We start from the raw sequence: 23,539 nt of genomic DNA, 5'->3' as shown, positions 1-23,539 counted from the left end.
CGTCATCCGCGCCGGGCTGGGCACCGGCGGAGCCGGAAGCGATCCCGACCGCGGCGACGAGCCCCGCGGCCACCGTGACGATTTTCCTCATCTTGTTTCTTTCCTCTCGGCTCTCTCCTGGGTGTCGGCGCGCCGAGTGCGCCGGATGCCGGGCGCGGACAGCGCCAGGCAGGTCTGTTTGTCGATGATGTGCTGTGTGGTTTCGGTGCGACCCACATCACTCCCGTGGAGGAAGTAGTCGAACGGTGCCCGAGCGCATCGAGCCACGTCAAGCCGTTCGGTCCACTCAGCTGACCGCTCGGCCGAAAATATTCGCGGGAACTTCGCCGCCGGTTTGCTCAGCGAACCTCATTCGTTTTCCGAACCGCTCGCCTCGCTGTGCGCGACCGGTTTCGTGATGCCGAACGCGCCCGCGCCGGCCCTCTCGCGGCACGGCGCGGTGGCGGGCACGGCCGCCGCGATGGTCGGCTTCGCGCAGTTCCGTGCGACCGCCGCGGTCGCACCGGCGGTCGGGCTGCTGGGCAACACCGGTCTCGCGGTGGCGATCACGTTGGCCGCCTCGGCGACGCTCGGGTTCCTCGCCCTGGCGGTGGTGAGCCGACGGCGTTCCGCCGCGTGCGCTATGCCGAGCGCGCGAGCGAGCCGAGTGTCCGGTTGATCCCGATACCGGCGGACTTCAGCGGCCCGGCCATCCGGTCGAGGTTCATCCGTGCGGTGGTCGTGGACATCCCGACCGCCCCTACCAGCACCGAATGCGGCCCGAACACGGGGACCGCCGCGCTCACCACGCCCAGAGACATCTCCTCGGCCTCCACCGCGAGCATGTTCTGCCGGACGGTGTCGAGTTGGCGGTACAGCTGCGCCGCCGAGGCCACCGTTCGTCGCGTGAACGCCTGCAGTCCGTTCTCCACCACCTGCGCCACCACATCGGTGGTGGAAAAGGCGAGAATCGCCTTGCCCGTCGCGGTCGCGTACAGCGGCAGCCGTCCCGCGACCCGGGACGGTATCTCGACCGCGCCGTGGCCGGAGAGCTTGTCGATGTACAGCACATCGAGACCGTCGCGGATCGCGAAATGAACCGTCGCGGCCGTCGCGGCATGGAGTTCTTGCAGGTACGGCAGGGCCGCGTCCCGGAGCACCCGTTGCGTCGGCACCAGCTGCCCCAGTTCGAACAGACGCAGGCCGAGACGGTATTTCGTCCCGGATCGTTCGAGGACACCCCACTCGACCAGAGCACTCGCGAGCCGATGCGTCGTCGCCTTGGCGACTCCGCTGCGCCGGGACAGTTCGGTGAGCGACAACGCCACCGACTCGGCGTCGAAGGCTTCCAGCAGCAACCGCGCCTTGCCGAGTACCGATTGCATAGTCGAGCGCCTCCAACGAACCCAGGCGGTCCACTCGCCGGACCAAGTCTGCACACACCATACCGTTGCCTATTCGTCGCTGAACCGCAGCACGCGCCCCGCCGCACGCGCGCGAAAGCAGGCACAGGCAGGGTAGAAAGTCGGCGAATCCGAGTTCGCTGATGGGTTCCCAGGAGGTATATCCATCTGTTACATTATCGATGCGGAGCCTATATAAACACGTGCTGCTCCTTCGTCCGAACGACAACGACGTCACCGGACATCCGACCCGACAACGACGTCGGCAGGCCGACAACGGCGTCGGCCACAAACGGATCCCCTGAACAGCGCCTCGAGCTCCCCATGCATCGCTCGCGACGGTCCAGCAGCGGCCGGCGCCTGCTCGCGCGGCCGTCCGACGTTCCGGCCGATTCGCGCCGCGCGGCACGGAGACGGACCACTCGCGGCGACGCGCCACCCGATCGGATATTGAGCCGGAGGAACCCATCGACATGCCGATCCCCTTCTTGAGCGGGTTCGATTTGATCGCCGCACTCGACGTGCGCAATGTCGAAGCGCATCTCGCCGAGGCCGTCGAGGGCTGTACCGCGTGCGCCACGACCGCCAGGCCGGGGCCCGGCTGCCCCGCAGGTCTCGCCGCACAGATCCGCAATGCCGCGACGGCTCCGCTGACGGCGGTCGAGATCATCGACGGGCTCCTCGCGCTGCGCCGGACGCCACAACCGGACGGCGCGTAGCGCACGCGCACGCGCGTCGTCATCCCGGAATGACGTGGTTCGGAGGACGTCCGCTCCGCGCGGGCTGGGACAAGGAAACCGGACCGCACGCTCCCCAGGCCGCACGTGCCGTGAGCGCTGAGGAGTTCAGCCAGTGAAGTCCACCGGGGCCGACATCTGGCCGGGGGATCAACTCGATGTCGTGGTCTGGGTTCGGGGGAAGCGATGGCCCATGACATCCGCCCACCATGCGCTCAAACGCGACTCGGGCCAGATGATCCGGTCTCGGTCTTCATCGTCGGTGCCGGGCACGTTCGCGTCCTCGATCACGATGCAATTCCTTTGCGCCGTCCAACCTTAGGGGCCCCTCGTTCTCGTGCGGCGCAAGCGATTTCATGACATTTGTCGAACCGGCCGGTGGACGAGCAGCGGGGATGCCCCGATCACATACCGGCGCGACCGCGCTGTCGAGCCGATACGTGCACCGGGTACCACCCGCCGACACAAACAAACCGTTCTTTCGGTGCCAGCTGCCCGCGCGCTGGTCGGCCACCCGCTAACGGATCCTCGTCGCGGCCGAAGCGGAGTTCGCCCGGTACGGCATCGCGTCAACCGCATCGCCGACGCGGCCACAGACCCACATTCCCGCCGCCGAAGACGCCATCCGCCGGATCATCGCGGGAAAACTCGCCGAGATCCGCCGCGGCCGTGCACGCCACCCGCACTACCCAGCACAACATCACCGAACGCCGCGCCGCCGCTGTCCTGGCCGCCCGACGACTGGTCAGCCCGGAGGCAACCCGGGCCGACGGCGGTCGCCAGATCTCGGGGCTTGCCGATCCGGCCCACGAGGTGGTGGGCTGATGGGAGCGTCGCAGCACTCACGCCTCGATACCGCGCACAGTGTTCTCCCGAAGAAAGGCGGTGCACCAGGTACTCGCCGGTGGACGACCGCCGGACGGTAAGCCCCGAGACGACGACGGAGAAACGCATGGACGAGATCGAAGGCACACCGCGGCTCACAGCGTTCCCACGCATCGACGACTACGGGTTCATCTCCGATTGCGAGGTCACCGCCTTGATCGCGCCCAGCGGTGCCATCGAGTGGATGTGCCTGCCGCGCATGGACTCTCCCAGCGTCTTCGCCGCGATACTCGATCGCTCCGCCGGCTCGTTCCGGTTCGCTCCCGCCGACTTCTTGGTGCCCACCGATCGTCGCTACATCCCGGGCACGATGGTCATGGAGACGAGCTGGCGCAGCGGCGAGGGCTGGGCGACGGTGCGCGATGTGCTGCTGGTCGGGCCGTGGCGGCACCAGAAACCCGGCCGCAGCGCCCACCGGCGCACGCCCACGGACTACGACGCCGAGCACATCCTGCTGCGCACGGTGCACTGCGAGACCGGGCAGATCCAGTTCGGGCTCGACTGCCAACCGGCCTTCGACTACGGCAGGCATCGCGCGCGGTGGGAGTACCTCGGCAGTTATCACCTCGCACAGGCCGGCGCCGACGGGACCGATCTGCAGCTGACCTTGAGCACCGACATGCGCTTGGGTCTGGAGGGCACGCACGCGGTCGCCCGCACCCTGTTGAAGAAGGGGGACACCCGGTTCTGCGCGCTCGCCTGGGGCAGTCGTGACGCTCCCGGCGACGTCGCGGAGGCCGAAGAGCGGCTGCTGCGCACGATCCACCACTGGCGGCACTGGCTGGCGGGCGGGCGATTTCCGGACCATCCCTGGACCGCCGAACTCACTCGCAGTGCGCTCACGCTCAAGGGATTGACCTTCGCTCCCACCGGGGCCATCGCTGCCGCCGCCACCACGTCACTACCCGAAACACCTGGTGGTGAGCGTAATTGGGACTACCGCTATTGCTGGATCCGCGACTCCGCCTTCGCCTTGTGGGGCCTGTACACGCTGGGTTTCACCTGGGAGGCGAACGACTTCTTCTCCTACATTCTCGACCTGACCGAAAATGCCCGCGACATGCAGATCGTCTACGGCATCGGCGGCGAGACCGATCTCGCCGAACAGACCCTCCCCCACCTGCGCGGCTACGACAACGCGGGCCCGGTGCGCATCGGCAACGAGGCCTACCGGCAACGCCAGCACGATGTGTGGGGCGCCGCGCTGGACGCGGTCTATCTCTACGGCCGTCATCAAGATCAGATCGATGCGCGGGCCTGGCCGCTGCTGGGCCGTGCGGTCAAGAGCGCCCTCACCTACTGGCGCGAGCCCGACCACGGCATCTGGGAAGTCCGCGGACAGCCCAGGCACTTCACCTCGAGCAAGGTCATGTGCTGGGTCGCCGCCGACCGCGGCGCCCGGCTGGCCCGCATCCACCAGGACTTCGCCCGCGCGCACCGGTGGCAACAGGCCGCCGACGAAATCCACGCCGACATCTGCGCACACGCGGTCGACTCCCGGGGAGTGTTCACCCAGTACTACGGCAGCACCTCGCTGGACGCTTCGACCCTGCTCATCCCACTGGTACGTTTCCTGCCACCCGAGGACGAGCGGGTGCGCAACACCGTGCTGGCCATCGCCGAGGAACTGACCGAAGACGGTCTCGTCCTGCGGTACCGCGTCGACGAGACCGACGACGGATTCGCCGGGGAGGAAGGCGCTTTCACGATCTGCTCGTTCTGGCTGGTATCGGCGCTGTCGGAGGTCGGCGAGAAGAAGAAAGCCAAGCAGCTGTGCGAGAAACTGCTCGGCTACGCCAGCCCCCTCGGCCTCTACGCCGAGGAGATCGATCCCCGAACCGGCCGACACTGGGGCAACTATCCGCAGGCGTTCACCCACCTCGCCCTGATCAATGCCGTCATGCACGTCATCCAGGACGAGCAAGCGATCCTGCGGCAGGCGCTCGGCGGTGAATCGATCGCACCGCGACTGGACGACGCATCGCTCACCCGGGGATACATCCACCGCTGACCAGAACCCTGATCGGCGAAACCCGCTGCGCCCCAACGGCGGGCGGCCTTCGCGCCGCCACGTCAGCGGAGTCGGTACTATCGCGTTCGACTGTTAACAGGACTAAGGATTCCATTGAAGGGCTCGACGATGGCGATGCTCGGCATCGCCGCGACCGCGGCATTCGGCATGACCACCGCCCCCGCGACCGCTGACCCGGTGGCAGACAAATCTCGTGTCGTCGGCACCGAGGACGGCTGGGAGGTGCGGATCAGCAAGACCGCCGAAGACGTCCAGCGCGTACCCAATCTCGCCGCGACACCGTTCACCAGGGAAGGATTCGTCACCTTGTCGGCCGCGGCCGACATCGGCGGCGAGGGCCGGGAGGCGGTGAACTCGGGAACGCTGCAATTGGGATACCAGATCGGCTGCCAGATAGACGTTTCCAACGGCCTGACCGTGGGCATCTCCGCGGCTATCGGCCCGAGCGCCACGGTGACCGTCGCCCCCTCGCCCGGCCTCGGGGTCGGCGGCAGCGCGCTGGCCCTGCCGAGCATGTCGACGACCATCAAGCCGGGCACCATCAACAGCATCACGCTGGGGACGAAACCGCTTGCCGGACCGCACGGCTCGATCTCCGTCGATCAGATCCAGATCAAGATAGATGCGTGCGCGGGCGCGGTGAGCCTGCGCTCGTTCGCGATCGTGTCGATATCCACGGCGACGGCGGACAATTCGGTCGCGGTCTACGGTGACCCGATATGGCTGTGACGCACGGACGAGCGCCGCGACGCTGGATGGCGCCGATCGGCGTGTCGGTTTCGCTGATCATCGCCGCGGCCACCGCCTCCGCCGAGCCGATCGTGCCGGTCGGCCCGGGACCGAACTGCGGCGAACCACCCTCCTCCGCCACCGCTTGCGGCAACGACAAGCCCGTACCCGGGACGCGCGGCGGGCCTGCCGCGCCGCCACCGGCACTGCCGTTGCAAGTGCTGGCGCCCCCGCCCGCCAAGTCGGCACCCAATACCAATACGCCCGCCGGTGCGCTGGTTCCGCCCGCGCCGGGACCGGGCTCGGGCACCCCGATCGTTCCGGTCGGATAACCAACGGGCCGGTCGCCGTTGCTCCGCCGGGCACGGCGACCGGCCCCGTCGATTCACCGCGAGCAGGATCGCCGCTGGACATGCGCGCACAGATCGGCTCCGACCACTCGCTCGCCCGCACAGCGGTGTGATTCCGCCGCTTCTCCCCCGGTCGACGCCAGGATCTCTCCGGGACTGTGATCCACCGGAAACCGACATCCCGCAGGGCATATCGGCCGCGCTGGAATCTGGATGAATTTATTGCTCATCGCAGCGAATCGTCGCAGCTCAGGAGCGGTCTTCCGGGGTGAACGACGCGGGCTGTGAACGGCTTACGGCCTCGTTCGAGGTCGATAATTCCGATGTCCGAAGGCTGGTCGACCCGCCAGTCGGGTGATTCGCCGTTGATCACGCCCACCGAACAGGAATCACCGCCGATGAGTTTCCTTTGGTACATCCCGAATCAGGTCACGCCGGGACACCGCGGCGACACCATCGTGGCCGACCACAACAGCCTCGACACCCTGACCGCTCAGGCGAAGGCGCTCGAGGAGCACGGGTGGCAGGGCGCGTTGCTCGGGACCGGGTGGGGTCGCCCGGACACCCTCACCGTCGCAACGGCTCTCGCCGCCAGGACCACGAGTTTCGAGCCGCTGATCGCGATCAGACCGGGCTACTGGCGTCCGGCGAACTTCGCATCGGCCGCGGCGACCCTCGACCACCTCTCCGGCGGCCGGGTGCGGGTTAACATCGTGTCGGGTAAGGACGATCTCGCGGCCTACGGCGAGACCGAGGGCGATCAGGCCGAGCGTTACGCCCGCACCAAAGAGTTCCTCCAACTCGTCCGTCGGCTGTGGACGGAGGAGAACGTCACCTACCGGGGTGAGTACTACCAGGTCAGCAATTCCACCGCGCTGCCGCGGATCGTCCCGCGCGGTGAGCGCCGCCACCCGAAGCTCTACTTCGGCGGTGCGTCGGAGGCCGCGGAGCGGGTAGCGGCGACCGAGGCCGACGTCCAGCTCTTCTGGGGCGAGCCCCTGTCGGGAGTCAGGGAACGGATCGAGCGCCTGCGGTCGCTGGGCGAGGAACTCGGTCGCGAGCATGCGCCACTGGAGTTCGGCCTGCGGGTCACCACTTTCGTCCGCGACACCACCGAGCAGGCCTGGGCCGAGGCGGAGGCGAAGGTCGCGGAGATGGCCGACAACCACCACGCCCCCGTGCCGAACCCACATCGCCGGACCGCCGTGGGACAGCAGCGACTGCTGGATCTGGCCGCGAAGGGCGAGGTGCTCGACGACAACCTCTACACCACACCCGGGAAGTTCGGCGCGGGTGGCGCCGGGACCACCTGGCTGGTCGGCTCCCCCGAAGACGTCGCCAAGTCGCTGCGCAAGTACCAGGATCTCGGCATCACGCACTTCGTGCTCTCCGACACCCCGTATCTGCGCGAGATCGAGCGCCAAGGCAACCAGCTGCTTCCGTTGCTGCGAGATTGACGAGACCGAGACGGGGCAGCGCACACGCCGCCCCTCCCGACCGCTTGCGCGAGGTCAGAGTTCCAGGCCGGTCCCGTGCACGCCGTGCTCGTCGATGAGTGCGAGTTCGTCGTCGGTGAACGCGGGGAAGTTCAACGCCGCGATGTTGTGGTCGAGCTGCGCGGTGGAACTCGCGCCGATCAGCGCCGAGGTCACTTCGGGGCGCCGCAGCACCCACTGCAGCGCCAGCTGCGCGAGCGACTGGCCCCGCGCCTGGGCGATCTTGTCGAGCGCGGCGGTGCGCTGCCGGTAGGTCTCGTCGATGACGTCCGGCGACAGGAAGCTGCTGTTGTGTGCCCGCGCCCCGTCGGGAATCGTCTCCAGGTACTTGTCGGTCAACAGTCCCTGGGCCAGCGGCGAGTAGACGATCGCGCCGAAGCCGTCCTCGCGGGCGGTGTCCAGCAAGCCGTTACGTTCGGGGCGGCGGTCGTAGATCGAGTAGCGCGCCTGGTGGATCAGCAGCGGGACGCCCGCCTTACGGAGCAGCTCGGCGGCCTCGTGGGTGCGGTCGGGCGCGTAATTGGACAGGCCGATGTACAGCGCCTTGCCGTGTTGCACCGCGCTGACCAGCGCGCCGACCGTCTCCTCCAGCGGCGTGCTCGGATCCGGGCTGTGATGGTAGAAGATGTCGACGTACTCGGTGCCCAGGTCGCGCAGGCTGTGTTCGAGCGAGGTGAGGATCGACTTACGCGAACCGCCCCTGAGGTAAGGGCTGGGCCCGATCGGGTTGCCCGCCTTGGTCGAGAGGATCAGCTCGTCGCGATAGGGGGCGAGGTCCTTGGCGAGCACCGCCCCGAAGTTCTTCTGGGCGGCGCGATGCGGGGGACCGTAGCGGTCGGCGTTGTCGAAATGCGTGATGCCGAGATCGAAAGCGTGCAGGATGATCTCGCGTTGCGTCGCGAACGGGTAATCGGTGCCGAACTTCTGCCACAAGCCGAAGGAGAAGGCAGGAAGGTCGAGGCCGGAGTTGCCGGTCCGGCGGTACGGGACCTTTTCGTACCGGTCGTCGGCGGCGGCGTAGGTCAGATCGAAGGGGCCATAACTCATCGGTGTGTATCTCTTCCTTTCGATGCGTGATCACGGAGAGTGGACCACTTCCGTCCCCGCCGTTGCGACCGGTCGGCTCACGCTGATCGAAACCCATGGTCGCCGGGCACGGCCACCCAGGGTATTTCCCATCGATCGAGCTGATCCGAATCGTTGACACCCCGTTCGCGATCACGGTCGTGCCCGTGCCCGTACCGCCGCTCACCGCCGTGGCCACGTGTTATCCGAAGCCACTGATTCCCGCGCGGCGACCGGCCATTGATTCGGCCGAAGCCGGTGATTCCCGCCATGGTCATCGTCGGGCGGGTACGCGCCGGTTCGCGCGTTGCACGGCACGACATTCGCGCATGGAGAGAAACGGGAGACGATGGCACCGAAACCACTGCACCTCGGCGTCGCGCTCGACGGGGCGGGCTGGCATCCGGCCGCATGGCGGGAGCCGAACTCCCGGCCCGCCGAGTTGTTCAGCCCCGGTTACTGGACCGAGTTGGTCGCGACGGCGGAACGGGCACTGCTCGATTTCGTGAGCATCGAGGACAGCCTGCGAATCCCCGGTGAGCGGCACGCACCGTCGGACGACGCCGTCGATCAGGTGCGAGCCAGGCTCGACGCCCATCTGATCGCCGCGCGGGTCGCCCCGGTCACCCGGCACATCGGGCTCATCCCGACCGTGACGACCACGCACACCGAACCCTTCCACGTCTCCAAGTCGATCGCCACGCTCGATTACACGTCGCGTGGCCGGGCGGGCTGGCAGGCGCGCGTGTCCGGGACGGCCGAGGAAGCGGCCCACTTCGGACGCCGCTCGGTGCGCGATCTCAGCACCGCCGAAATCGCGGAAGCGATCGCTTCCGGGAGCTTTCCCGGCCACGTCCACGATCTGTTCGACGAAGCCGCCGACGCCGTCGAAGTGGTACGGCGGTTGTGGGACAGCTGGGAAGACGACGCGGAGATCCGCGATGTGGCAACCCGCCGGTTCATCGATCGCGACAAGCTGCACTACATCGACTTCGAGGGCCGCTTCTTCAGCGTCCGTGGGCCATCGATCACGCCGCGTCCGCCCCAAGGGCAGCCGGTGGTTGCGGCTCTGGCGCACGGCCCGCTGATCTACGAATTCGCCGCCCGCGGTGCGGATCTGGTCTTCGTCACGCCCACGCGCGACGAAGGCCCCGGCCCGATCCTGGAGCAAGTCGCGTCCGCCGCGGCCCGAGTGGGACGCGCCGGTGCGCCGCTGCGGGTCTATGCCGACATCACCGTCTTCCTCGATACCGACGAGGAGCCGGGTCCGCAGCGGCTGTCCCGGTTGAGCGCGCTCGCGCGTGCCGAATTCGATTCCGACGCCCCTGTTTTCGCGGGAAGTGCGGACGAACTCGCCGATCTGCTCACCGACTGGAGCGAGCGGGGAATCGACGGGTTCCGTTTGCGGCCCGGCGTGGCGGTCGACGATCTGGCAGCGGTAGCCGACCGGCTCGTGCCCGCGCTGCAACGGCGCGGTGTGTTCCGCACCGGCTACCCGGACGGCTCGCTGCGCGCGCTGCTCGGCCTGCCCACCGACGTCCCCAATCGTTACGCGACTGCCTGAGCGAGGTCACCATGAGCACCCCACGTAAGCAGATCATCCTGGGCGCCTACCTCGGCGGCGTCAACCATCACACCGCCTGGTGGCATCCGGAGGCGGGCAGCCAGATCGATTTCAGCAGTTTCGAACACACCGCGCGCACCGCCGAACGCGGCAAGTTCGATTTCTTCTTCCTCGCCGAAGGGCTCATCCTGCGCGAACGCGCCGGCAAGATCTTCGATCAGGACATCATCGGCCGTCCCGACACGTTCACCGTGCTCGCCTCGATCGCCGCGGTCACCGAGCATCTCGGCCTCGCGGGCACCATCAACGCCACCTTCAACGAGCCCTACGAACTGGCCCGGCAGTTCGCCAGCCTCGACCATCTCTCCGGCGGCCGCGCCGCCTGGAACGTCGTGACCTCGTTCGACGCCTTCACCGGCCAGAACTTCCGGCGCGGCGGATTCCTCGATCCCGCCGACCGCTACGCCCGCGCCGAGGAGACACTGAATGCCGTTCGCGCCCTCTGGGACTCGTGGGACACGAACGACATCGTCGCCGACAAGGACGCCGGACGGTTTCTGGACCGGCCGGATGCCGGGGCATTCGCTTTCCGCGGCAGCCAGTTCGACATCTCCGGTCGGTTCACCGTGCCGCGCAGCCCACAGGGCAGGCCGGTGATCCTGCAAGCCGGTGTGTCACCGCAAGGGCGAGCCTTCGCCGCCGCCAATGCCGACGCCATCTTCTCCCCGTACGGCAAATTGCCCGAGGCCGCGGACTTCTACCGCGACATCAAGTCGCGCGCGGTAGCGGCGGGGCGGGCGGCCGGCGACATCAAGATTCTGCCGTCGGCGAGTTTCGTTCTCGGGGACACCGAGGCCGAGGCGATCGAGAAATACCATGCCGTCCGCAACGAGCAGGTCACCGGACAGACCGCGTTGATTCTGCTGGAGCAGATCTGGAACCGCGACCTGTCCGGCTACGATCCGGAAGGGCCGGTGCCCGACATCGATCCGGACCCCGACGCTGCGCCGATCATCCAGGGCCGCGCCTTCCTGCATCAAGACCGCTTCGCCACCGCCGAACGTCTGCGCCAGGTCGCCGAGACGAAGAAGCTCTCGCTGCGCGAGGTGGTGATCGACCAATTCGAGCGCGGTCCCTTGGTCGGAACCCCCGCACAGGTCGCGGAGAAGATCGACACTTTCGTTCAGAACGACGGGTCCGACGGTTTCATTCTCGGTTCCCACCTCGTGCCATGGGGCCTGGACGAATTCGTCGACCGAGTGGTGCCGCTGTTGCAGGACCGTGGTGCACTGCGCACCGAGTACACCGGGACCACCCTGCGTGACAATCTCGCCCTGCCGAACGTGCGCTCGGCGAAGACGGTTTCGGCCGACGCCTGAGTTCGCGGCGGCCCGTGGTGTCGACCGCAGCGCCCACGCCTGCCACGTCCGGCATCGAACGCCACCGATGCCGGACGTGGCGGCGCCGGAGCGTGGACACTCGCCATCGGTGGGCAGAGGCGGAAGTGACCGGGGATCACGCCCCGTCGGGTCCGGGTTCGCCGAGAACCTCCAAGGCTTCCTCGAGGGTGGCGACGTAGGGAGCCTCGGGCGGTAGCCGGACCGTGGACCAGCCCGGCCCGGCGACCAGCAGCCGCCCCGCCGTCTCTCGCACGGCCCGAAGCGTTCCCGCGGTGGCGGTCGCGGGCAGCTGCGACCAGAGCACGAGTACGCAGGGCCGATCATGGTGCGCCAAGGCTTCGGTCAAAGCCGAGTCGGGCACCGCCGCGCCCAGCAACAACGCGACGACGCCCCGCTCGGCCAGCGCGGCACGCAATACTTCCAGGGGCAACACGTGGTTCTCCCCCGCGGTACAGGCCAAGAGCACCGGCGGTTGCGAACCCGGACGCCGGACCGGCGGGAACATGCGGTGCAATCCCGCGATCACCGCCCAGGACAACAGATGTTCCACTTCGATCAGCCCCCGACCGGCGTCCTGTGCCGCGACGATCGTCCCGAATGCCGGACGGCACAACCCGTTCCACGTCGCGACCACACCATCGCGCGCCAGCCGAGCCATGATCAGAGTCAGCGCGACATCGGGTTCCAGTTGTTCGGCGGCGACCAGGAGAGCGCTGCGACCCTCTGATGCTCGCGGAGCTTCGGCGAGCGCCTGCTGTGCCGCACCGGCCGGTGTGGCGCCCGCTTCGATAAGCGCGATCATCCTCCGCAAGGTCGTGATGTCGGATTCGGAATAGCGGCGGTGCGCTCCCGGCCGATGCCTCGGCGGGCCGATCGCGTACCGCTGGTTCCAGCTGCGCAGGGTGGCGACCGGAACGCCCAGCCGCTTCGCCACCGCGCCCACCGCGTACCGGGCGGACCCCTGGTCAACCATCGCGGGACCGCATCCGCCGCATGTCTCCGCTCCTTTCGGAAGAAGTCGAATGATGCATCGATTTTGCATCAAAAATGGCGTAGCGTGAAGCCTTGCAAGCCCGAGCACCAAAGGAGAACGTCATGGATCGACTCATTCTCACGCGATCGGTGGGGCTGACGACCGGCGTCGGCGTGGCGTGGCTGGGCATGCTGTTCGCCGCACCCGCCGCCACCGCCGCCCCCGCGGAGTGCCCCGCACCCGGCCTCGCCGCGACGCGGATCGCCGACAGCACCGCCTCCTGCTCGGCGAGCAGTGCCGCGGGCGGCGCCGCGGCGGCCTATGGCTTCGACGCGGACGCCACCGCGGGTGCCGCACCGAACAGCCTGTCCCTGGCCATCGCGCAGAACGGCGGGGTGGCGACCTCGAACTCGACGTACCTGTCGGGCCCTGCCGCGATCGCCATCGGACCCGGCGCGACGGTCACGACCACCGGCGCGCGCCCAGGGTTGTCGATCGGCATCGCCGGTCCCGGCGCGACGGTCACGGTTACCGGCACCTCGACGCCGACCTGCGCGGGCGGGTTCGGCTTCGCGGGCGACTTCCAGACATTGCAGGGCTGCTTTTCGCCTCGATAGTGCATCGTTATACGTAGCATCTGAGACATGCGGGTAATGGCCCGAGGCGTGGAAGGGGATCGAGAATGAGCATCACGTGGTCCGAATCGACAGTGTCCGAACCGGTCGGTGGCATCCCGGCACTGGGCGCCGCCCCCTTCTCGCAGTGGCGGGAAGCGGTGCGGTGGGCAGTGCTCGGCGAGCTGGAAGATTTCCTCCTGCGGGCATGCCCTACGCCGCTTCATCGCCTCGGCGCACACGACGTTCTGCGGCAATACGCCACAGGCGGGAAGTGCTTGCGGTCGACGTTCATGTATCTCGGCTGGCTGTGCGGCGGACCGGACGATCCGGCCGCGCTGCGTGCGGCAGCCGGTCTGGAACTACTGCACGCGTTCGCGCTGCTCCAGGACGACGTCATGGACCGGTCCGCGACGCGACGCGGCGCCCCGTCCGCACATGTCCGGTTCGCCAGGGCGCACCGCAGCATCGGCGCGCCCGGCTCTTCCACCAGGTACGGCGAGTCCGCGGCGATCCTGCTCGGGGACATGTGCCTGGTGTGGGCCGAGCAGATGCTCCGCGAAAGCGGGCTCGCCGAATCTGCGCTCGCGCACGCGTGGCCGCGCTACGACAACATGCGGGTGGAACTCGCGACGGGTCAGTTCGCGGATCTGCTCAACGACGCGCGCACCGAGCCCGCGCTGGCCTCGGTCCTGGCGATCGCGCGGGTCAAGTCCGGCAACTACACGGTGCGATGCCCGTTGGAGATGGGCGCCGCGATGGCGGGCTGCGATGCGGCCGTCCTGGACGCGCTCGGCCGGTACGGCGCCGCGGTCGGCGAGGCATTCCAGTTGCGTGACGACATTCTGGGCATCTTCGGGTCGCAGGCCGTCACCGGCAAACCCGCGGACGGCGATCTCGGGGAACGCACCGCGACCAGCGTCGTCGTCCTCGCACGGGAGATGGCGACCCCCTCGGCCCGAACCGAATTGTCCCGGCTCCTGCATCACCCCCAGCTCGGTCCCGCGGAGGTCGACCGCGCCAGGATGCTGATCATCGAGTCCGGGGCGCCCGAGCGGATCGAGACGATGATCGCCGACTTGCTCACCTGCGCCGACAACGCTTTGCACACGGCGAATTTCGGCGCACCGATGCGCGCCGCACTGAAGCACATGGCCACCGCATGCACCGAACGCGTTGCCTGACCAGGAGGTTTTGCTCGATGCGCACCGTCGAAGGCGCGACCGACCGGGTGGTGGTCGTCGGAGCCGGGCTCGCGGGATTGTCCGCGGCCCTGCATTTGGCAGGCCGCTCGCGCGAAGTGATCGTAGTGGAACGCGAAGCGGTACCGGGCGGCCGGGCCGGGCACGCCGATTCGGCAGGTTATCGCCTCGACACCGGCCCGACGGTTCTGACCATGCCCGATATCGTCGACAGCGTCTTCGCGGCTGCCGCGGCGCGCAGCGCCGACTATTTGCAGTTGGTGCCCGTCGAACCGGCGTATCGGGCATATTTCGCCGGAGGCCGGAGGCTGGAGGTACACACCGACGCCGCGCGGATGGAAGCGGAGATCCGCCGGTTCGCCGGCGCAGACCAGGCCGACGGCTATCGCCGCCTGCGGCGTTGGCTGACGCGCTTGTACCGAGCGGAGATGGACCGGTTCATCGCGGCGAACTTCGACTCACCGCTGTCCATGGTGACCCCCGCTCTCGCCCGGCTGATCGCCTTGGGTGGTTTCGGCCGCTGGGATCGCGCCGTCGCGCGCTACATTCCCGACCCGGAATTGCGGCGTGTCTTCACCTTTCAATCGCTGTACGCGGGCGTCGCGCCCAGCCGGGCGCAGGCCGCCTACGCGGTCATCGCCTACATGGACACCGTCGGCGGTGTGTTCTTTCCGCGCGGTGGGATGCGTGCGCTTCCCGAGGCGCTGGCCGCCGCGGCGACCGAGGCCGGTGTCCGATTCCGCTATGGCACCACCGTGACCGCCCTGGAGCGCACGGGCTCGCGGATCACCGGGGTACGCACCGACGACGGCGACCGAATCTCCTGCGACGCAGTGGTATTGACGACCGAACTGCAGGAGGCCTATCGCCTGATCGCGCGCACACCACGTCGGCCGGTGCCGCTGACCGCCGCGCCCTCGGCAGTGATCGTCCATTTGGGGTGTGCGCCCACGGCCGGGATAGCGCACCACAATCTGCTGTTCGGCGCCGCCTGGGAGGAGTCGTTCCACGACATCATCGTCCGCGGGCAGGTGATGCGCGATCCTTCGCTGCTGGTCACCCGTCCCTCGGCTACCGATCCGTCTACGGCTCCGCCCGGACGGGACCTGCTATATGTGCTCGCCCCGGTGCCGAACCTGGAACGCGGCCGAATCGATTGGGAGCGGGCGGGAACCGGCTATGCCGAGCAACTACTCGAGGTCGCTCAGGATCGTCTCGGCTCGGTCTTCGGCGATGCCGAGATACTGCGCGTGGACACACCGGCCGACTGGGCGCGCCGCGGCATGCTCGCCGGGAGCCCGTTCGCGCTGGCGCATACGTTCGCCCAAACCGGTCCGTTCCGACCGGCCAACATGATCCGCGGTGTCGACAATGCCGTATTGGCCGGTGGCTCGACCGTGCCGGGGGTGGGAATCCCGCCGGTGCTGATCTCCGGCCGACTGGCCGCGGATCGCATCACCGGCCCCCAGCCCGCGCGGCCGCGCCACATCGTCACCCCGCTCGCCACCAGCCGCATCGATCGACAACTGTGATCGGAATCGAGATGACCCGCACCGACCTCGACACCACCCGGCTCAGCGACCCGCGACTGCACCGGTCCTACCGGTACTGCCGCCGGCTCAACGCACGCCATGGAAAGACCTTCTTCCTGGCGACCCGTTTGCTCGCACCGGATCAGCGCCCCGCGGTCCACGCCCTATACGGATTCGCCCGCCGAGCCGACGACATCCTCGACGAGTTCGACCCGCGTCTCGATATCGCCGAACGTGGTTCGCGGCTCGAAGACCTCGCGGGCCGTTTCCGCGACCGCGCCGCCGACACCGACGCCGTTCTCCCGGCAGTTCTGGACACTGCCGATCGCTATCGCATTCCAGTGGAGCTGTTCGACGCCTTCCTCGCATCGATGCGAATGGATTTGACCGTGACCGACTATCCCGATCGCGCCGCGCTCGACACCTACGTCTACGGGTCGGCCGAAGTGATCGGATTGCAGTTGTTGCCGATTCTGGGCACCGGCTGTGCCGATGCGGCCGCGCCGTATGCCGCCGCGCTCGGCAAGGCATTCCAGCTGACCAACTTCCTGCGGGATGTCGGCGAAGACCTGCTGCGTGACCGGGTGTATCTACCCGCCGACGAACTGGCCGCGTTCGACGTCGATCGCGATCTCTTGCGCTGGTGCGTCACCCGGCGGCGTACCGAGCCCCGGGTACGCGGCGCCCTGGCGGCGCAAATCGCCCGCACTCGCGACATCTACCGCTTCGCCGCCGCCGGAATCGCCCTGCTGCACGGGCGTTCGCGCCCCTGCGTCGCGACGGCGACGACGCTGTACTCGGAGATCCTCGACCGCATCGAGGACAGCGACTTCGCCGTGTTCGATCACCGCGCCACCGTGCCGAACCGGCGGCGAGCGCGAGTCGGCGCGACGGGCCTGGTCGAGGCGTGGTGGGCACGCCGAGCGGGCCGGTGATCGCTGCGGCGACAACGGTGCCGCGGCCCGCGACGGACTTCCGCCGCCCGGTGCGGACCTGCCTGTCCCGGAGGCGGATTCGTTGTCCCGAGCGTGGCGGCTGGTCGTCAGTATCCTGATGTCGTGATTACGCTCAGAAAAGAAGACGGTGCGGCGGACCTCGCGGGTATCACGAAATTGAGTGTGGGAGTGAGCTGGGATCCGTCGTCCGGAACGAGCGGCGGCGCACTCGGCTGGGCACGCCGCAAACGCGGTGTGGACCTCGATCTGATCGCTGTCCTCATGCAGGGCAACGACCCGGTGCGCTTCGCGGGGCTCGATTCGCTTGACCCGTTGGGCAACGGCTCGGTCGCGCACACCGGTGACGAGCAGACCGGCGCCGCTTCCGGTGACGACGAGACCATCCACGTCACCTTCGCCGACGTCCCCACCGCGATCGACGCCATCGTCTTCGTCGCGGCCGCCTTCAAGAAGGGCAGTTCGTTCGACAAGGCGAACAACATCTCCTTCAAGATCTACGACGCCACCGGCGGCAACACCCAGCAAGTCGCCGACATCTGGCCCTCGCTGCTCGGGACCGACAACGCCAACGCGGTCGCTCGCGCCTTCCGGAACGGCGCTGTGTGGCAGCTGGAAGTCCTCAATCGCCAAGGCAAGATCAAGCAGGGCGACATGCAGGCGCTGTTGCGCTTCGCCATGCAATAGCACCTGCGGATGCCACGGGCCGCGGTCCGCGTGGCCCACCCGCAAACCGATCGCAACAAGTGTCCACGTCTTCGAATCGCTGTGATGAGCGGATTCCGGCAATCAGTGGACAGCACCCAGTTACTCTGGGTCGATGCGATCTCGGTTCCGTCGGTACGTCCTGGCCGCGCTCGCCGCCGCGGCAGCCACCCTGCTTCTCGCCACGCAATCCGCGGCCATCCCGCCGATACAGCCGGTCGCCGGCCTACCGGCGCTGGGCGGAGACTTCCTCTGGGGCGTATCGACCTCCGGCTTCCAGTCCGAAGGTCATGCGCCGGACAGCAATTGGACCCGATACGTCGGCGCGACCCCTGGCTACGACGCCCTCGGTGATTCCGTCGACTTCTACGGCCGCTATGCCTCCGATATCCAGCTCGCGGCGGACCTGGGCGTGCGGGTGTTCCGGATCGGGATCGAGTGGGCCCGAGTGCAACCCGCGCCGGGAGTGTGGGACGAAGGCGCGTTCCGCTTCTACGACGCGGTGATCTCGAGCGTCGAGCGGGCCGGTATGCGACCGATGATCACGCTCGACCACTGGGTGTACCCCGGCTGGGCCGCCGACCGAGGGGGCTGGCGCAATCCCCGCATGGTCGAGGATTGGCTGGCCAACATGCGCAACGTCGTGGATCGCTACGCAGCACGCAACCCGTTGTGGGTCACCGTGAACGAGCCCGTCGCCTACATCGTGCACGAGGTCCGCCACGGCGCCGCGGATGCCGGCGAGATGCTCGAGCGGGTCGCACAGGCACACAATGCCATCTACGACTACATCCACCAGAAGCAGCCGGGCGCACAGGTGACCAGCAACATGGGTTACGTCGCCGGTTCGGAGGCGCAGGTGAACGGCCCGCTGATGGACCGCATCGCCGATCGGCTCGACTATGTGGGTGTCGACTACTACTTCGCCTTCGACCCGGCGCAGTCGCTGATCGAGTCCATCCTCCGGGCCAGCGGTTCGGCGATGCCCACGCTGCCCGGACCGCAGATCTGGGAGCTGCCGTTACGCACCGAAGGCATCTACTATGCGCTGCAATACTATTCGCGCCGGTTGCCCGGTAAACCGCTCTACGTCGTCGAGAACGGGATGCCGACCGAAGACGGCCGTCCACGCGCCGATGGCTATGTTCGCGGCGATCACCTTCGCGACACCGTCTATTGGATCCAGCGCGCCAAGGCCGACGGCATGAACATCATGGGCTACAACTATTGGAGCCTCACCGACAACTACGAATGGGGAAGCTACACCCCCCGATTCGGCCTCTACACCGTGGACGTCCGTACCGACCCGTCCCTCACCCGCCGCCCCACCGACGCCGCCGGCGCCTACACGCAGGTCATCGCCGCGGGCGGAGTGCCCGACGGCTACCGTCCCACCCGCGGTCCGGCCCTCTGTGTGTTCGTCGATCCCCCGGCCAGCTGCATGACTCCGGTAGCGGAGCGGTAGACGGACGCCCGCGCCGACCTGGACACCGCGGTCACGGCGTGCGCCATTTCTCGTCGGTCAACAAGGTGCTGGCCTGCGGGCCCATCAGAAGCATGCCGCCGTCCACCACGTAGGACGCGCCGGTGACATAACTCGCCTCGGGTGCCGCGAGAAACGCCACGACGGCAGCGACCTCCTTCGCGTGCCCGGTTCGGCCCAGCGGCACGCCGGGACGGGACTGCGCGCGGGGATCGACGTCTTCCTGGCCGGTCATCGGTGTCGAAATCTCCCCCGGCGCGACCGAATTGACGGTGATGTCGTACTCGGCGAGTTCCAGCGCCAATACTTTCGTCAGTGCGCCGAGTCCCGCTTTGGCCGCGCAGTACGGTGCGGCGCCCACCCGGGGAGCGTGTTCGTGCACGCTGGTGATGTTGATGATCCTGCCCCCGTTGCCCGCGGCGATCATATGTCCGGCCGCGCGCTGGGAACAGACGAACGCGCCGTCGAGGTCGACCGACAGCACGTGCCGCCAGGTGTCGAAGTTCATCTCCATCGCCTTCTGCGCGGACCCGGTACCCGCGCAGTTCACCAGCACATCGAGGCCACCGAGTTCGTCGGCGAGTTCGTCGATCACCGACCCGGCGGACGACGGGGCCGCCAAGTCGAGACGGCGCACGGCGGCGGTCCGGCCGTGTTCGCGCACCTGCGTCGCGGTGTCCTCCGCACCGCGCTGGTCGCTGTGGAACGTCAGCCCCACATCGGTCCCGCCCGCCGCGAGCGCGACGGCGATCGAAGCACCGATTCCGGAGTCTCCCCCCGTCACCACGGCTCGCCGCGGAGTGCCTGCTCGTTCTTCCGGTAGTGGAGCTGTGGTAGCCATGTCCAGCGACTACCCGGGCGGGCACAGACCACACCACCTCCCGCGGCCACCACGCGCGTGACGATTCCTCCTCGACCTCGTAACGCCGAGGCGACGTTACGCGGATTCCGATCGCGGGTAACCGCCCTGGAACGAGCCGAGAGGAGGGTGCCGCGATGACTGCTCCCTGGTGGCGCGATGCCGTGATCTATCAGATCTACATCCGCAGTTTCGGCGACGGCAACGGCGACGGCCTCGGCGATATCGCCGGTATCCGGTCTCGACTGCCCTATCTGCGTGACCTCGGAGTGGACGCGATATGGGTCACGCCCTGGTATCCGTCGCCGATGGCCGACGGAGGATACGACGTCTCCGACTACCGCGACATCGACTACCGGTTCGGCACCCTCGCGGAGGCCGAAGAGCTGATCACCGAGGTGCACGCGCAGGATATGCGCATCGTCGTGGATCTGGTCCCCAACCACACATCGGATCAGCATCCTTGGTTTCAGCAGGCAGTGGCGGCCGGGCCGGACTCGCCGGAGCGAGCCCGTTACCTCTTCCGGCCCGGCGCATCCTCCGGCGGTCCGCCGAACAATTGGCGGAGTGTGTTCGGTGGCCCCGCGTGGACCCGAGTGGCGGACGGGCAGTGGTATCTGCACCTGTTCGACGTCCACCAGCCGGACCTGGACTGGGAGCACCCGGACGTCCGTGCCGAGTTCGAGTCGATCCTGCGTTTCTGGCTGGATCGGGGCGTGGACGGCTTCCGCATCGACGTGGCGCACGGCTTGGTCAAACACCCCGATCTACCGGATATCGAAACCGATCACGAGGACATGATGGAGCCGCCGGATCGGACCGACCATCCGCACTGGGACCGGCCGGACGTACACGAGATCTATCGCGGCTGGCGCAAGATCGCGGATTCCTATGGGCCGGATCGGGTCTTCGTCGCCGAAGCGTGGGTGGCCAAACCCGAGCGCCTCGCCTGCTACGTGCGTGCGGACGAACTGCACACGGCATTCAACTTCGACTTCCTGCGGTGTTCCTGGCATGCCGACGCGCTGCGTGCCGTGGTCGACTGCACGACCGAGGCGTTGGCCGCGGTGGGCGCGCCACCCACGTGGGTGTTGTCCAACCACGACATCACCAGGCATGTGACCCGCTACGGGCGGGCCTCCACCCGCGGCGGCGGTTCCCAGCACGAACCGCACGGTCCCGTCGATGTCGGGCTGGGCCGTCGCCGTGGCAGGGCGGCGCTGCTGCTGATGCTCGCGCTCCCCGGCAGCGCCTACCTCTATCAGGGCGAGGAACTCGGCTTGGAGGAGGTCGAAGATCTCCCGCCAGAGGTGCTACAGGATCCGACCTGGGAGCGCTCCGGCCACACCGCCCGCGGCCGCGACGGGTGCCGTGTGCCACTGCCGTGGAGCGGATTCCGGCCGCCATTCGGATTCGGCCCGGTCGACACCCATCCCTGGCTGCCGCAGCCACAGCGCTGGGTGTCGCTGACCGCCGAATTGCAGAAGCGGGAGCCGGACTCGATGCTCGACCTCTATCACCGGGCGCTGCGTCTGCGCCGGGACCATCCGGCCCTCGGAGAGGGCTCTTGGACCTGGCTGCCCAGTGCGCCGGGTGTTCTGGCTCTCCAACGCTCTCCCGGCCTGGTGTGCATCGTGAACGTTTCGAACGCGCCGACCACGCTGCCCAGGCACGAGCGGCTGTTGCTGTCCAGCGAGCCTTTGCAGGACCGCGTCCTGCCCGCCGACAGCGCGGCCTGGCTGGAGGTCCCCGGCGTGGGGTAGGGCATCGTCGCGCCTCGTGTCGCTGCGAACGACCGGCAATTCGAACCCGTATCGTCGCCACCGAACAAGCAACGCGTCTCTTGCTCGTCGTGCGCTGGGTTAGGCAGTAGAAGCCATCTCGTACAGCCGACCATATCGGTAAGGAGAGCGATGTTCACCCATAACAAGGATCTCCAGTTCGAAGTTCGCGTCGACCGTCCCGATCCGCGTTTCGCGACCCTGCTGCAAGAACAGTTCGGCGGCGCCAACGGCGAATTGAAGGCCGCCATGCAATATTTCAACCAGGCGTTCATGCTGCGTGGCAAGCACCCGAAAACCTATGACCTGTTCATGGACATCGCCACGGAGGAACTCAGCCATCTCGAAATCGTCGGCGCGATGATCACCATGTTGCTCGACGGGCTCAACGACGATTTGAAGCAGGCCACCGAGCAGTGCGACTGGATGCCGATGGTGGCGACGCCCGGCGGTCGTGACCAGGTGATCCATCAGGTCGCGGTGAACCCCCTGTACTTCGCGCTCAGCGGCGGCGGACCCGTCGTCAAGGACTCCGCGGGCGTGCCCTGGTCGGGCTCGTACGTCGACGCCAACGGTGAGCCCTCGGTCGATCTGCGCAGCAACCTCGCGGCGGAGTCACGCGCCAAGATCGTGTACGAATATCTCAAGCAGTTCACCGACGATCCCGGTGTGCAGGACACGCTTTCGTTCCTGATGACCCGCGAGATCGCGCACTTCCAGCAGTTCACCGCGGCGCTGAACGAATTGCCGGTCAACTTCCCGCCCGGAGCACTGCCCGGCGACGATCGGTTCCAGAACGTGGCCTTCAACATGTCCAACGGCTCCGCGAGCGCCCGCGGCCCATGGAACGAAGGGCAGGGGCCGTGGCCCTCGGGCACGGAATGGCGCTACATCGACAATCCGGTCAGCGAATGGCTCGATTCCGACGACCGCGTGAACCATGGCGCGGAGACCAACCCGCAAGGCGAGCCCGCGGTTCACGGCACCAAACCGTTCACCCACGAATCACACATACCGGACTGATTCCCCCACGCCTGCGCCCGGAACGGAACCCGGCTGTTCAGGCGTTGAGCGACGCGGCGCGCGGCAGCAGGTGCCGCGCGCCGCGCGCGTCTCGCATTGCCGCACGGATCAATGCCGCGGCTTGCTGATCATGTCTTTGGCGCGATCCATCATCGCGGCGAACGGGCCGACCAGAACGTTCGCGGTGGCGGATTCCACGCCGGGATGCGGCCGGGTCGGCGCCATCGCCTCCGCGAGCTCGACGGTCTTGCGCAGTCGTTGCAGTGTTTCGTCGTCGAGTTCCTCGCGCAGCCGGTTGAATTCCTCACGTTCCTCATGGTCGGCATGGGCCAGCACCGCTTCGCGTAGCTTGGCCAGTTTCACTTGGAATTCCATCGAGCTGATGTCGAGCGACTCCATATCGGCGAGCTGCTTTTTCGCCTTGTTCTCCTCTTCCAGCCGCGCGTCGACCACAGACGCGCCATCACCCAGTTCACGCCGGGCGCGCGGGTGAATGATCTCTTCTTCGGCGGTCTCGTGCACGGCGAGCAGGCGTCGCAATTCGAAGAACTTGTTTTCACGCTCAACAGGGTCGGAGGTGTCGGCGGTCTCGATGAACAGTTGCCGGATCCGGCCGTGCTGGTCGATGAGGAAATCGACGGCGTCGGCGGTCGAGTCGATCGTGGTTGCCATGGTTGACCTCCCTAAGTTTGTAGGTGTCTGGGGTTGGTGCCCTGGATGCCCAGAGCGGTGGGGTGTAGCTGATGGTTGCTTGCCGTTGGTTTGGCTCCGAAG

Annotated in this window: 23 protein-coding genes; 17 read left to right on the top strand and 6 right to left on the bottom strand. The window is 67.7% G+C overall.

The window, feature by feature from the left end; genetic code table 11:
- The first annotated feature begins 397 nt into the window (after positions 1-397).
- Positions 398-658: a hypothetical protein gene (locus ACWEH3_RS33045; RefSeq protein ID WP_450023008.1), complete on the top strand. Its 261-nt coding sequence runs from the start codon at positions 398-400 to the stop codon at positions 656-658.
- Here the strand turns inward: ACWEH3_RS33045 and ACWEH3_RS33040 are convergent.
- Complete coding sequence (locus ACWEH3_RS33040; protein ID WP_450023006.1) at positions 621-1,364, bottom strand: IclR family transcriptional regulator; 744 nt, start codon at positions 1,362-1,364, stop codon at positions 621-623. The two genes, ACWEH3_RS33045 and ACWEH3_RS33040, sit on opposite strands and share 38 nt — an antisense overlap.
- 491 nt (positions 1,365-1,855) lie before the next feature.
- Between ACWEH3_RS33040 and ACWEH3_RS33035 the strand changes: the two genes are divergently transcribed.
- Positions 1,856-2,101: a hypothetical protein gene (locus tag ACWEH3_RS33035; protein ID WP_450023004.1), complete on the top strand. Its 246-nt coding sequence runs from the start codon at positions 1,856-1,858 to the stop codon at positions 2,099-2,101.
- A 168-nt stretch (positions 2,102-2,269) separates the two neighbouring features.
- Here ACWEH3_RS33035 and ACWEH3_RS33030 read toward each other — a convergent pair whose 3' ends face one another.
- Positions 2,270-2,410 (bottom strand): hypothetical protein, encoded by a 141-nt coding sequence (locus tag ACWEH3_RS33030; RefSeq protein ID WP_355075525.1) that lies wholly within the window; start codon positions 2,408-2,410, stop codon positions 2,270-2,272.
- 378 nt (positions 2,411-2,788) lie between these two features.
- On the opposite strand from ACWEH3_RS33030, the gene ACWEH3_RS33025 reads away from it, so the two are divergent.
- The 5 genes from ACWEH3_RS33025 to ACWEH3_RS33005 all read left to right on the top strand — a co-directional run bounded on the left by ACWEH3_RS33025 (position 2,789) and on the right by ACWEH3_RS33005 (position 7,572).
- Complete coding sequence (locus ACWEH3_RS33025; protein WP_450023002.1) at positions 2,789-2,944, top strand: hypothetical protein; 156 nt, start codon at positions 2,789-2,791, stop codon at positions 2,942-2,944.
- A 127-nt stretch (positions 2,945-3,071) separates the two neighbouring features.
- Complete coding sequence (locus ACWEH3_RS33020; protein WP_450023000.1) at positions 3,072-5,015, top strand: glycoside hydrolase family 15 protein; 1,944 nt, start codon at positions 3,072-3,074, stop codon at positions 5,013-5,015.
- A 114-nt stretch (positions 5,016-5,129) separates the two neighbouring features.
- Positions 5,130-5,765 carry an MspA family porin gene (locus tag ACWEH3_RS33015; protein WP_450022998.1) on the top strand — a complete coding sequence of 212 codons (636 nt, stop codon included), beginning with the start codon at positions 5,130-5,132 and terminating at the stop codon, positions 5,763-5,765.
- On the top strand, positions 5,756-6,097 hold the full coding sequence (locus ACWEH3_RS33010) for a hypothetical protein (RefSeq protein ID WP_450022996.1): 342 nt from the start codon (positions 5,756-5,758) through the stop codon (positions 6,095-6,097). Before ACWEH3_RS33015 ends, ACWEH3_RS33010 begins: the two co-directional genes overlap by 10 nt.
- A 416-nt stretch (positions 6,098-6,513) precedes the next feature.
- Positions 6,514-7,572, top strand: a complete 1,059-nt coding sequence (locus ACWEH3_RS33005) for an LLM class flavin-dependent oxidoreductase (RefSeq protein WP_450023034.1) — start codon at positions 6,514-6,516, stop codon at positions 7,570-7,572.
- 54 nt (positions 7,573-7,626) lie between these two features.
- On the opposite strand, the gene ACWEH3_RS33000 is transcribed toward ACWEH3_RS33005, so the two are convergent.
- Complete coding sequence (locus ACWEH3_RS33000; RefSeq protein WP_450022994.1) at positions 7,627-8,658, bottom strand: aldo/keto reductase; 1,032 nt, start codon at positions 8,656-8,658, stop codon at positions 7,627-7,629.
- Positions 8,659-9,025: 367 nt separating this feature from the next.
- Here ACWEH3_RS33000 and ACWEH3_RS32995 point away from each other — a divergent pair, with 367 nt between their 5' ends.
- Positions 9,026-10,240, top strand: coding sequence for an LLM class flavin-dependent oxidoreductase (locus tag ACWEH3_RS32995; protein WP_450022992.1), 1,215 nt, complete (start codon positions 9,026-9,028; stop codon positions 10,238-10,240).
- 11 nt (positions 10,241-10,251) lie between these two features.
- Positions 10,252-11,619 carry an NtaA/DmoA family FMN-dependent monooxygenase gene (locus ACWEH3_RS32990; RefSeq protein ID WP_450022990.1) on the top strand — a complete coding sequence of 456 codons (1,368 nt, stop codon included), beginning with the start codon at positions 10,252-10,254 and terminating at the stop codon, positions 11,617-11,619.
- A gap of 136 nt (positions 11,620-11,755) precedes the next feature.
- On the opposite strand, the gene ACWEH3_RS32985 is transcribed toward ACWEH3_RS32990, so the two are convergent.
- A complete protein-coding gene (locus ACWEH3_RS32985) occupies positions 11,756-12,613 on the bottom strand; it encodes a MerR family transcriptional regulator (RefSeq protein ID WP_450022988.1) in 858 nt (285 codons plus the stop codon).
- A 122-nt stretch (positions 12,614-12,735) separates the two neighbouring features.
- Between ACWEH3_RS32985 and ACWEH3_RS32980 the strand changes: the two genes are divergently transcribed.
- The 6 genes from ACWEH3_RS32980 (at position 12,736) to ACWEH3_RS32955 (ending at position 19,084) form a co-directional block, all read left to right on the top strand.
- Positions 12,736-13,230: a DUF6764 family protein gene (locus tag ACWEH3_RS32980; protein ID WP_450022986.1), complete on the top strand. Its 495-nt coding sequence runs from the start codon at positions 12,736-12,738 to the stop codon at positions 13,228-13,230.
- A gap of 65 nt (positions 13,231-13,295) precedes the next feature.
- Positions 13,296-14,411, top strand: a complete 1,116-nt coding sequence (locus ACWEH3_RS32975; RefSeq protein WP_450022984.1) for a polyprenyl synthetase family protein — start codon at positions 13,296-13,298, stop codon at positions 14,409-14,411.
- A gap of 17 nt (positions 14,412-14,428) precedes the next feature.
- Positions 14,429-15,961, top strand: a complete 1,533-nt coding sequence (crtI, locus tag ACWEH3_RS32970; RefSeq protein ID WP_450022982.1) for a phytoene desaturase family protein — start codon at positions 14,429-14,431, stop codon at positions 15,959-15,961.
- A gap of 11 nt (positions 15,962-15,972) precedes the next feature.
- Complete coding sequence (locus ACWEH3_RS32965; protein ID WP_450022980.1) at positions 15,973-16,896, top strand: phytoene/squalene synthase family protein; 924 nt, start codon at positions 15,973-15,975, stop codon at positions 16,894-16,896.
- A gap of 123 nt (positions 16,897-17,019) precedes the next feature.
- Entirely contained in the window at positions 17,020-17,601 is a 582-nt protein-coding gene (locus ACWEH3_RS32960) for a TerD family protein (protein WP_450022978.1), read from the top strand.
- A 133-nt stretch (positions 17,602-17,734) separates the two neighbouring features.
- Complete coding sequence (locus tag ACWEH3_RS32955; protein WP_450022976.1) at positions 17,735-19,084, top strand: family 1 glycosylhydrolase; 1,350 nt, start codon at positions 17,735-17,737, stop codon at positions 19,082-19,084.
- Between the two features lie 31 nt (positions 19,085-19,115).
- Here the strand turns inward: ACWEH3_RS32955 and ACWEH3_RS32950 are convergent, their stop codons facing one another.
- On the bottom strand, positions 19,116-19,943 hold the full coding sequence (locus tag ACWEH3_RS32950) for an SDR family oxidoreductase (protein ID WP_450022974.1): 828 nt from the start codon (positions 19,941-19,943) through the stop codon (positions 19,116-19,118).
- A gap of 155 nt (positions 19,944-20,098) precedes the next feature.
- On the opposite strand from ACWEH3_RS32950, the gene ACWEH3_RS32945 reads away from it, so the two are divergent.
- Both ACWEH3_RS32945 and ACWEH3_RS32940 read left to right on the top strand, forming a co-directional pair.
- Positions 20,099-21,724 (top strand): glycoside hydrolase family 13 protein, encoded by a 1,626-nt coding sequence (locus ACWEH3_RS32945; RefSeq protein WP_450022972.1) that lies wholly within the window; start codon positions 20,099-20,101, stop codon positions 21,722-21,724.
- Between the two features lie 150 nt (positions 21,725-21,874).
- A complete protein-coding gene (locus ACWEH3_RS32940) occupies positions 21,875-22,765 on the top strand; it encodes a manganese catalase family protein (RefSeq protein WP_450022970.1) in 891 nt (296 codons plus the stop codon).
- Positions 22,766-22,873: 108 nt separating this feature from the next.
- Here the strand turns inward: ACWEH3_RS32940 and ACWEH3_RS32935 are convergent, their stop codons facing one another.
- The gene (locus ACWEH3_RS32935; protein ID WP_450023032.1) at positions 22,874-23,437 is read right to left on the bottom strand and encodes a hemerythrin domain-containing protein; all 564 of its coding nucleotides are present in this window, start codon (positions 23,435-23,437) and stop codon (positions 22,874-22,876) included.
- Between the last annotated feature and the right edge of the window lie 102 nt (positions 23,438-23,539).

This window comes from Nocardia sp. NPDC004718 (assembly GCF_053601535.1).
Note: the sequence above shows the minus strand (reverse complement) of the source record. Positions and strands in the feature narration are given on the sequence as shown.

Bases quoted from the DNA above. Each gene is read 5' to 3' on its own strand.
- ACWEH3_RS33045 (WP_450023008.1), top strand. From the start codon at position 398: ATGCCGAACGCGCCCGCGCCGGCCCTCTCGCGGCACGGCGCGGTGGCG.
- ACWEH3_RS33040 (WP_450023006.1), bottom strand. From the start codon at position 1,364: ATGCAATCGGTACTCGGCAAGGCGCGGTTGCTGCTGGAAGCCTTCGAC.
- ACWEH3_RS33035 (WP_450023004.1), top strand. From the start codon at position 1,856: ATGCCGATCCCCTTCTTGAGCGGGTTCGATTTGATCGCCGCACTCGAC.
- ACWEH3_RS33020 (WP_450023000.1), top strand. From the start codon at position 3,072: ATGGACGAGATCGAAGGCACACCGCGGCTCACAGCGTTCCCACGCATC.
- ACWEH3_RS33010 (WP_450022996.1), top strand. From the start codon at position 5,756: ATGGCTGTGACGCACGGACGAGCGCCGCGACGCTGGATGGCGCCGATC.
- ACWEH3_RS33005 (WP_450023034.1), top strand. From the start codon at position 6,514: ATGAGTTTCCTTTGGTACATCCCGAATCAGGTCACGCCGGGACACCGC.
- ACWEH3_RS33000 (WP_450022994.1), bottom strand. From the start codon at position 8,658: ATGAGTTATGGCCCCTTCGATCTGACCTACGCCGCCGCCGACGACCGG.
- ACWEH3_RS32995 (WP_450022992.1), top strand. From the start codon at position 9,026: ATGGCACCGAAACCACTGCACCTCGGCGTCGCGCTCGACGGGGCGGGC.
- ACWEH3_RS32990 (WP_450022990.1), top strand. From the start codon at position 10,252: ATGAGCACCCCACGTAAGCAGATCATCCTGGGCGCCTACCTCGGCGGC.
- ACWEH3_RS32985 (WP_450022988.1), bottom strand. From the start codon at position 12,613: ATGGTTGACCAGGGGTCCGCCCGGTACGCGGTGGGCGCGGTGGCGAAG.
- ACWEH3_RS32980 (WP_450022986.1), top strand. From the start codon at position 12,736: ATGGATCGACTCATTCTCACGCGATCGGTGGGGCTGACGACCGGCGTC.
- ACWEH3_RS32975 (WP_450022984.1), top strand. From the start codon at position 13,296: ATGAGCATCACGTGGTCCGAATCGACAGTGTCCGAACCGGTCGGTGGC.
- crtI (WP_450022982.1), top strand. From the start codon at position 14,429: ATGCGCACCGTCGAAGGCGCGACCGACCGGGTGGTGGTCGTCGGAGCC.
- ACWEH3_RS32965 (WP_450022980.1), top strand. From the start codon at position 15,973: ATGACCCGCACCGACCTCGACACCACCCGGCTCAGCGACCCGCGACTG.
- ACWEH3_RS32955 (WP_450022976.1), top strand. From the start codon at position 17,735: ATGCGATCTCGGTTCCGTCGGTACGTCCTGGCCGCGCTCGCCGCCGCG.
- ACWEH3_RS32950 (WP_450022974.1), bottom strand. From the start codon at position 19,943: ATGGCTACCACAGCTCCACTACCGGAAGAACGAGCAGGCACTCCGCGG.
- ACWEH3_RS32945 (WP_450022972.1), top strand. From the start codon at position 20,099: ATGACTGCTCCCTGGTGGCGCGATGCCGTGATCTATCAGATCTACATC.
- ACWEH3_RS32940 (WP_450022970.1), top strand. From the start codon at position 21,875: ATGTTCACCCATAACAAGGATCTCCAGTTCGAAGTTCGCGTCGACCGT.
- ACWEH3_RS32935 (WP_450023032.1), bottom strand. From the start codon at position 23,437: ATGGCAACCACGATCGACTCGACCGCCGACGCCGTCGATTTCCTCATC.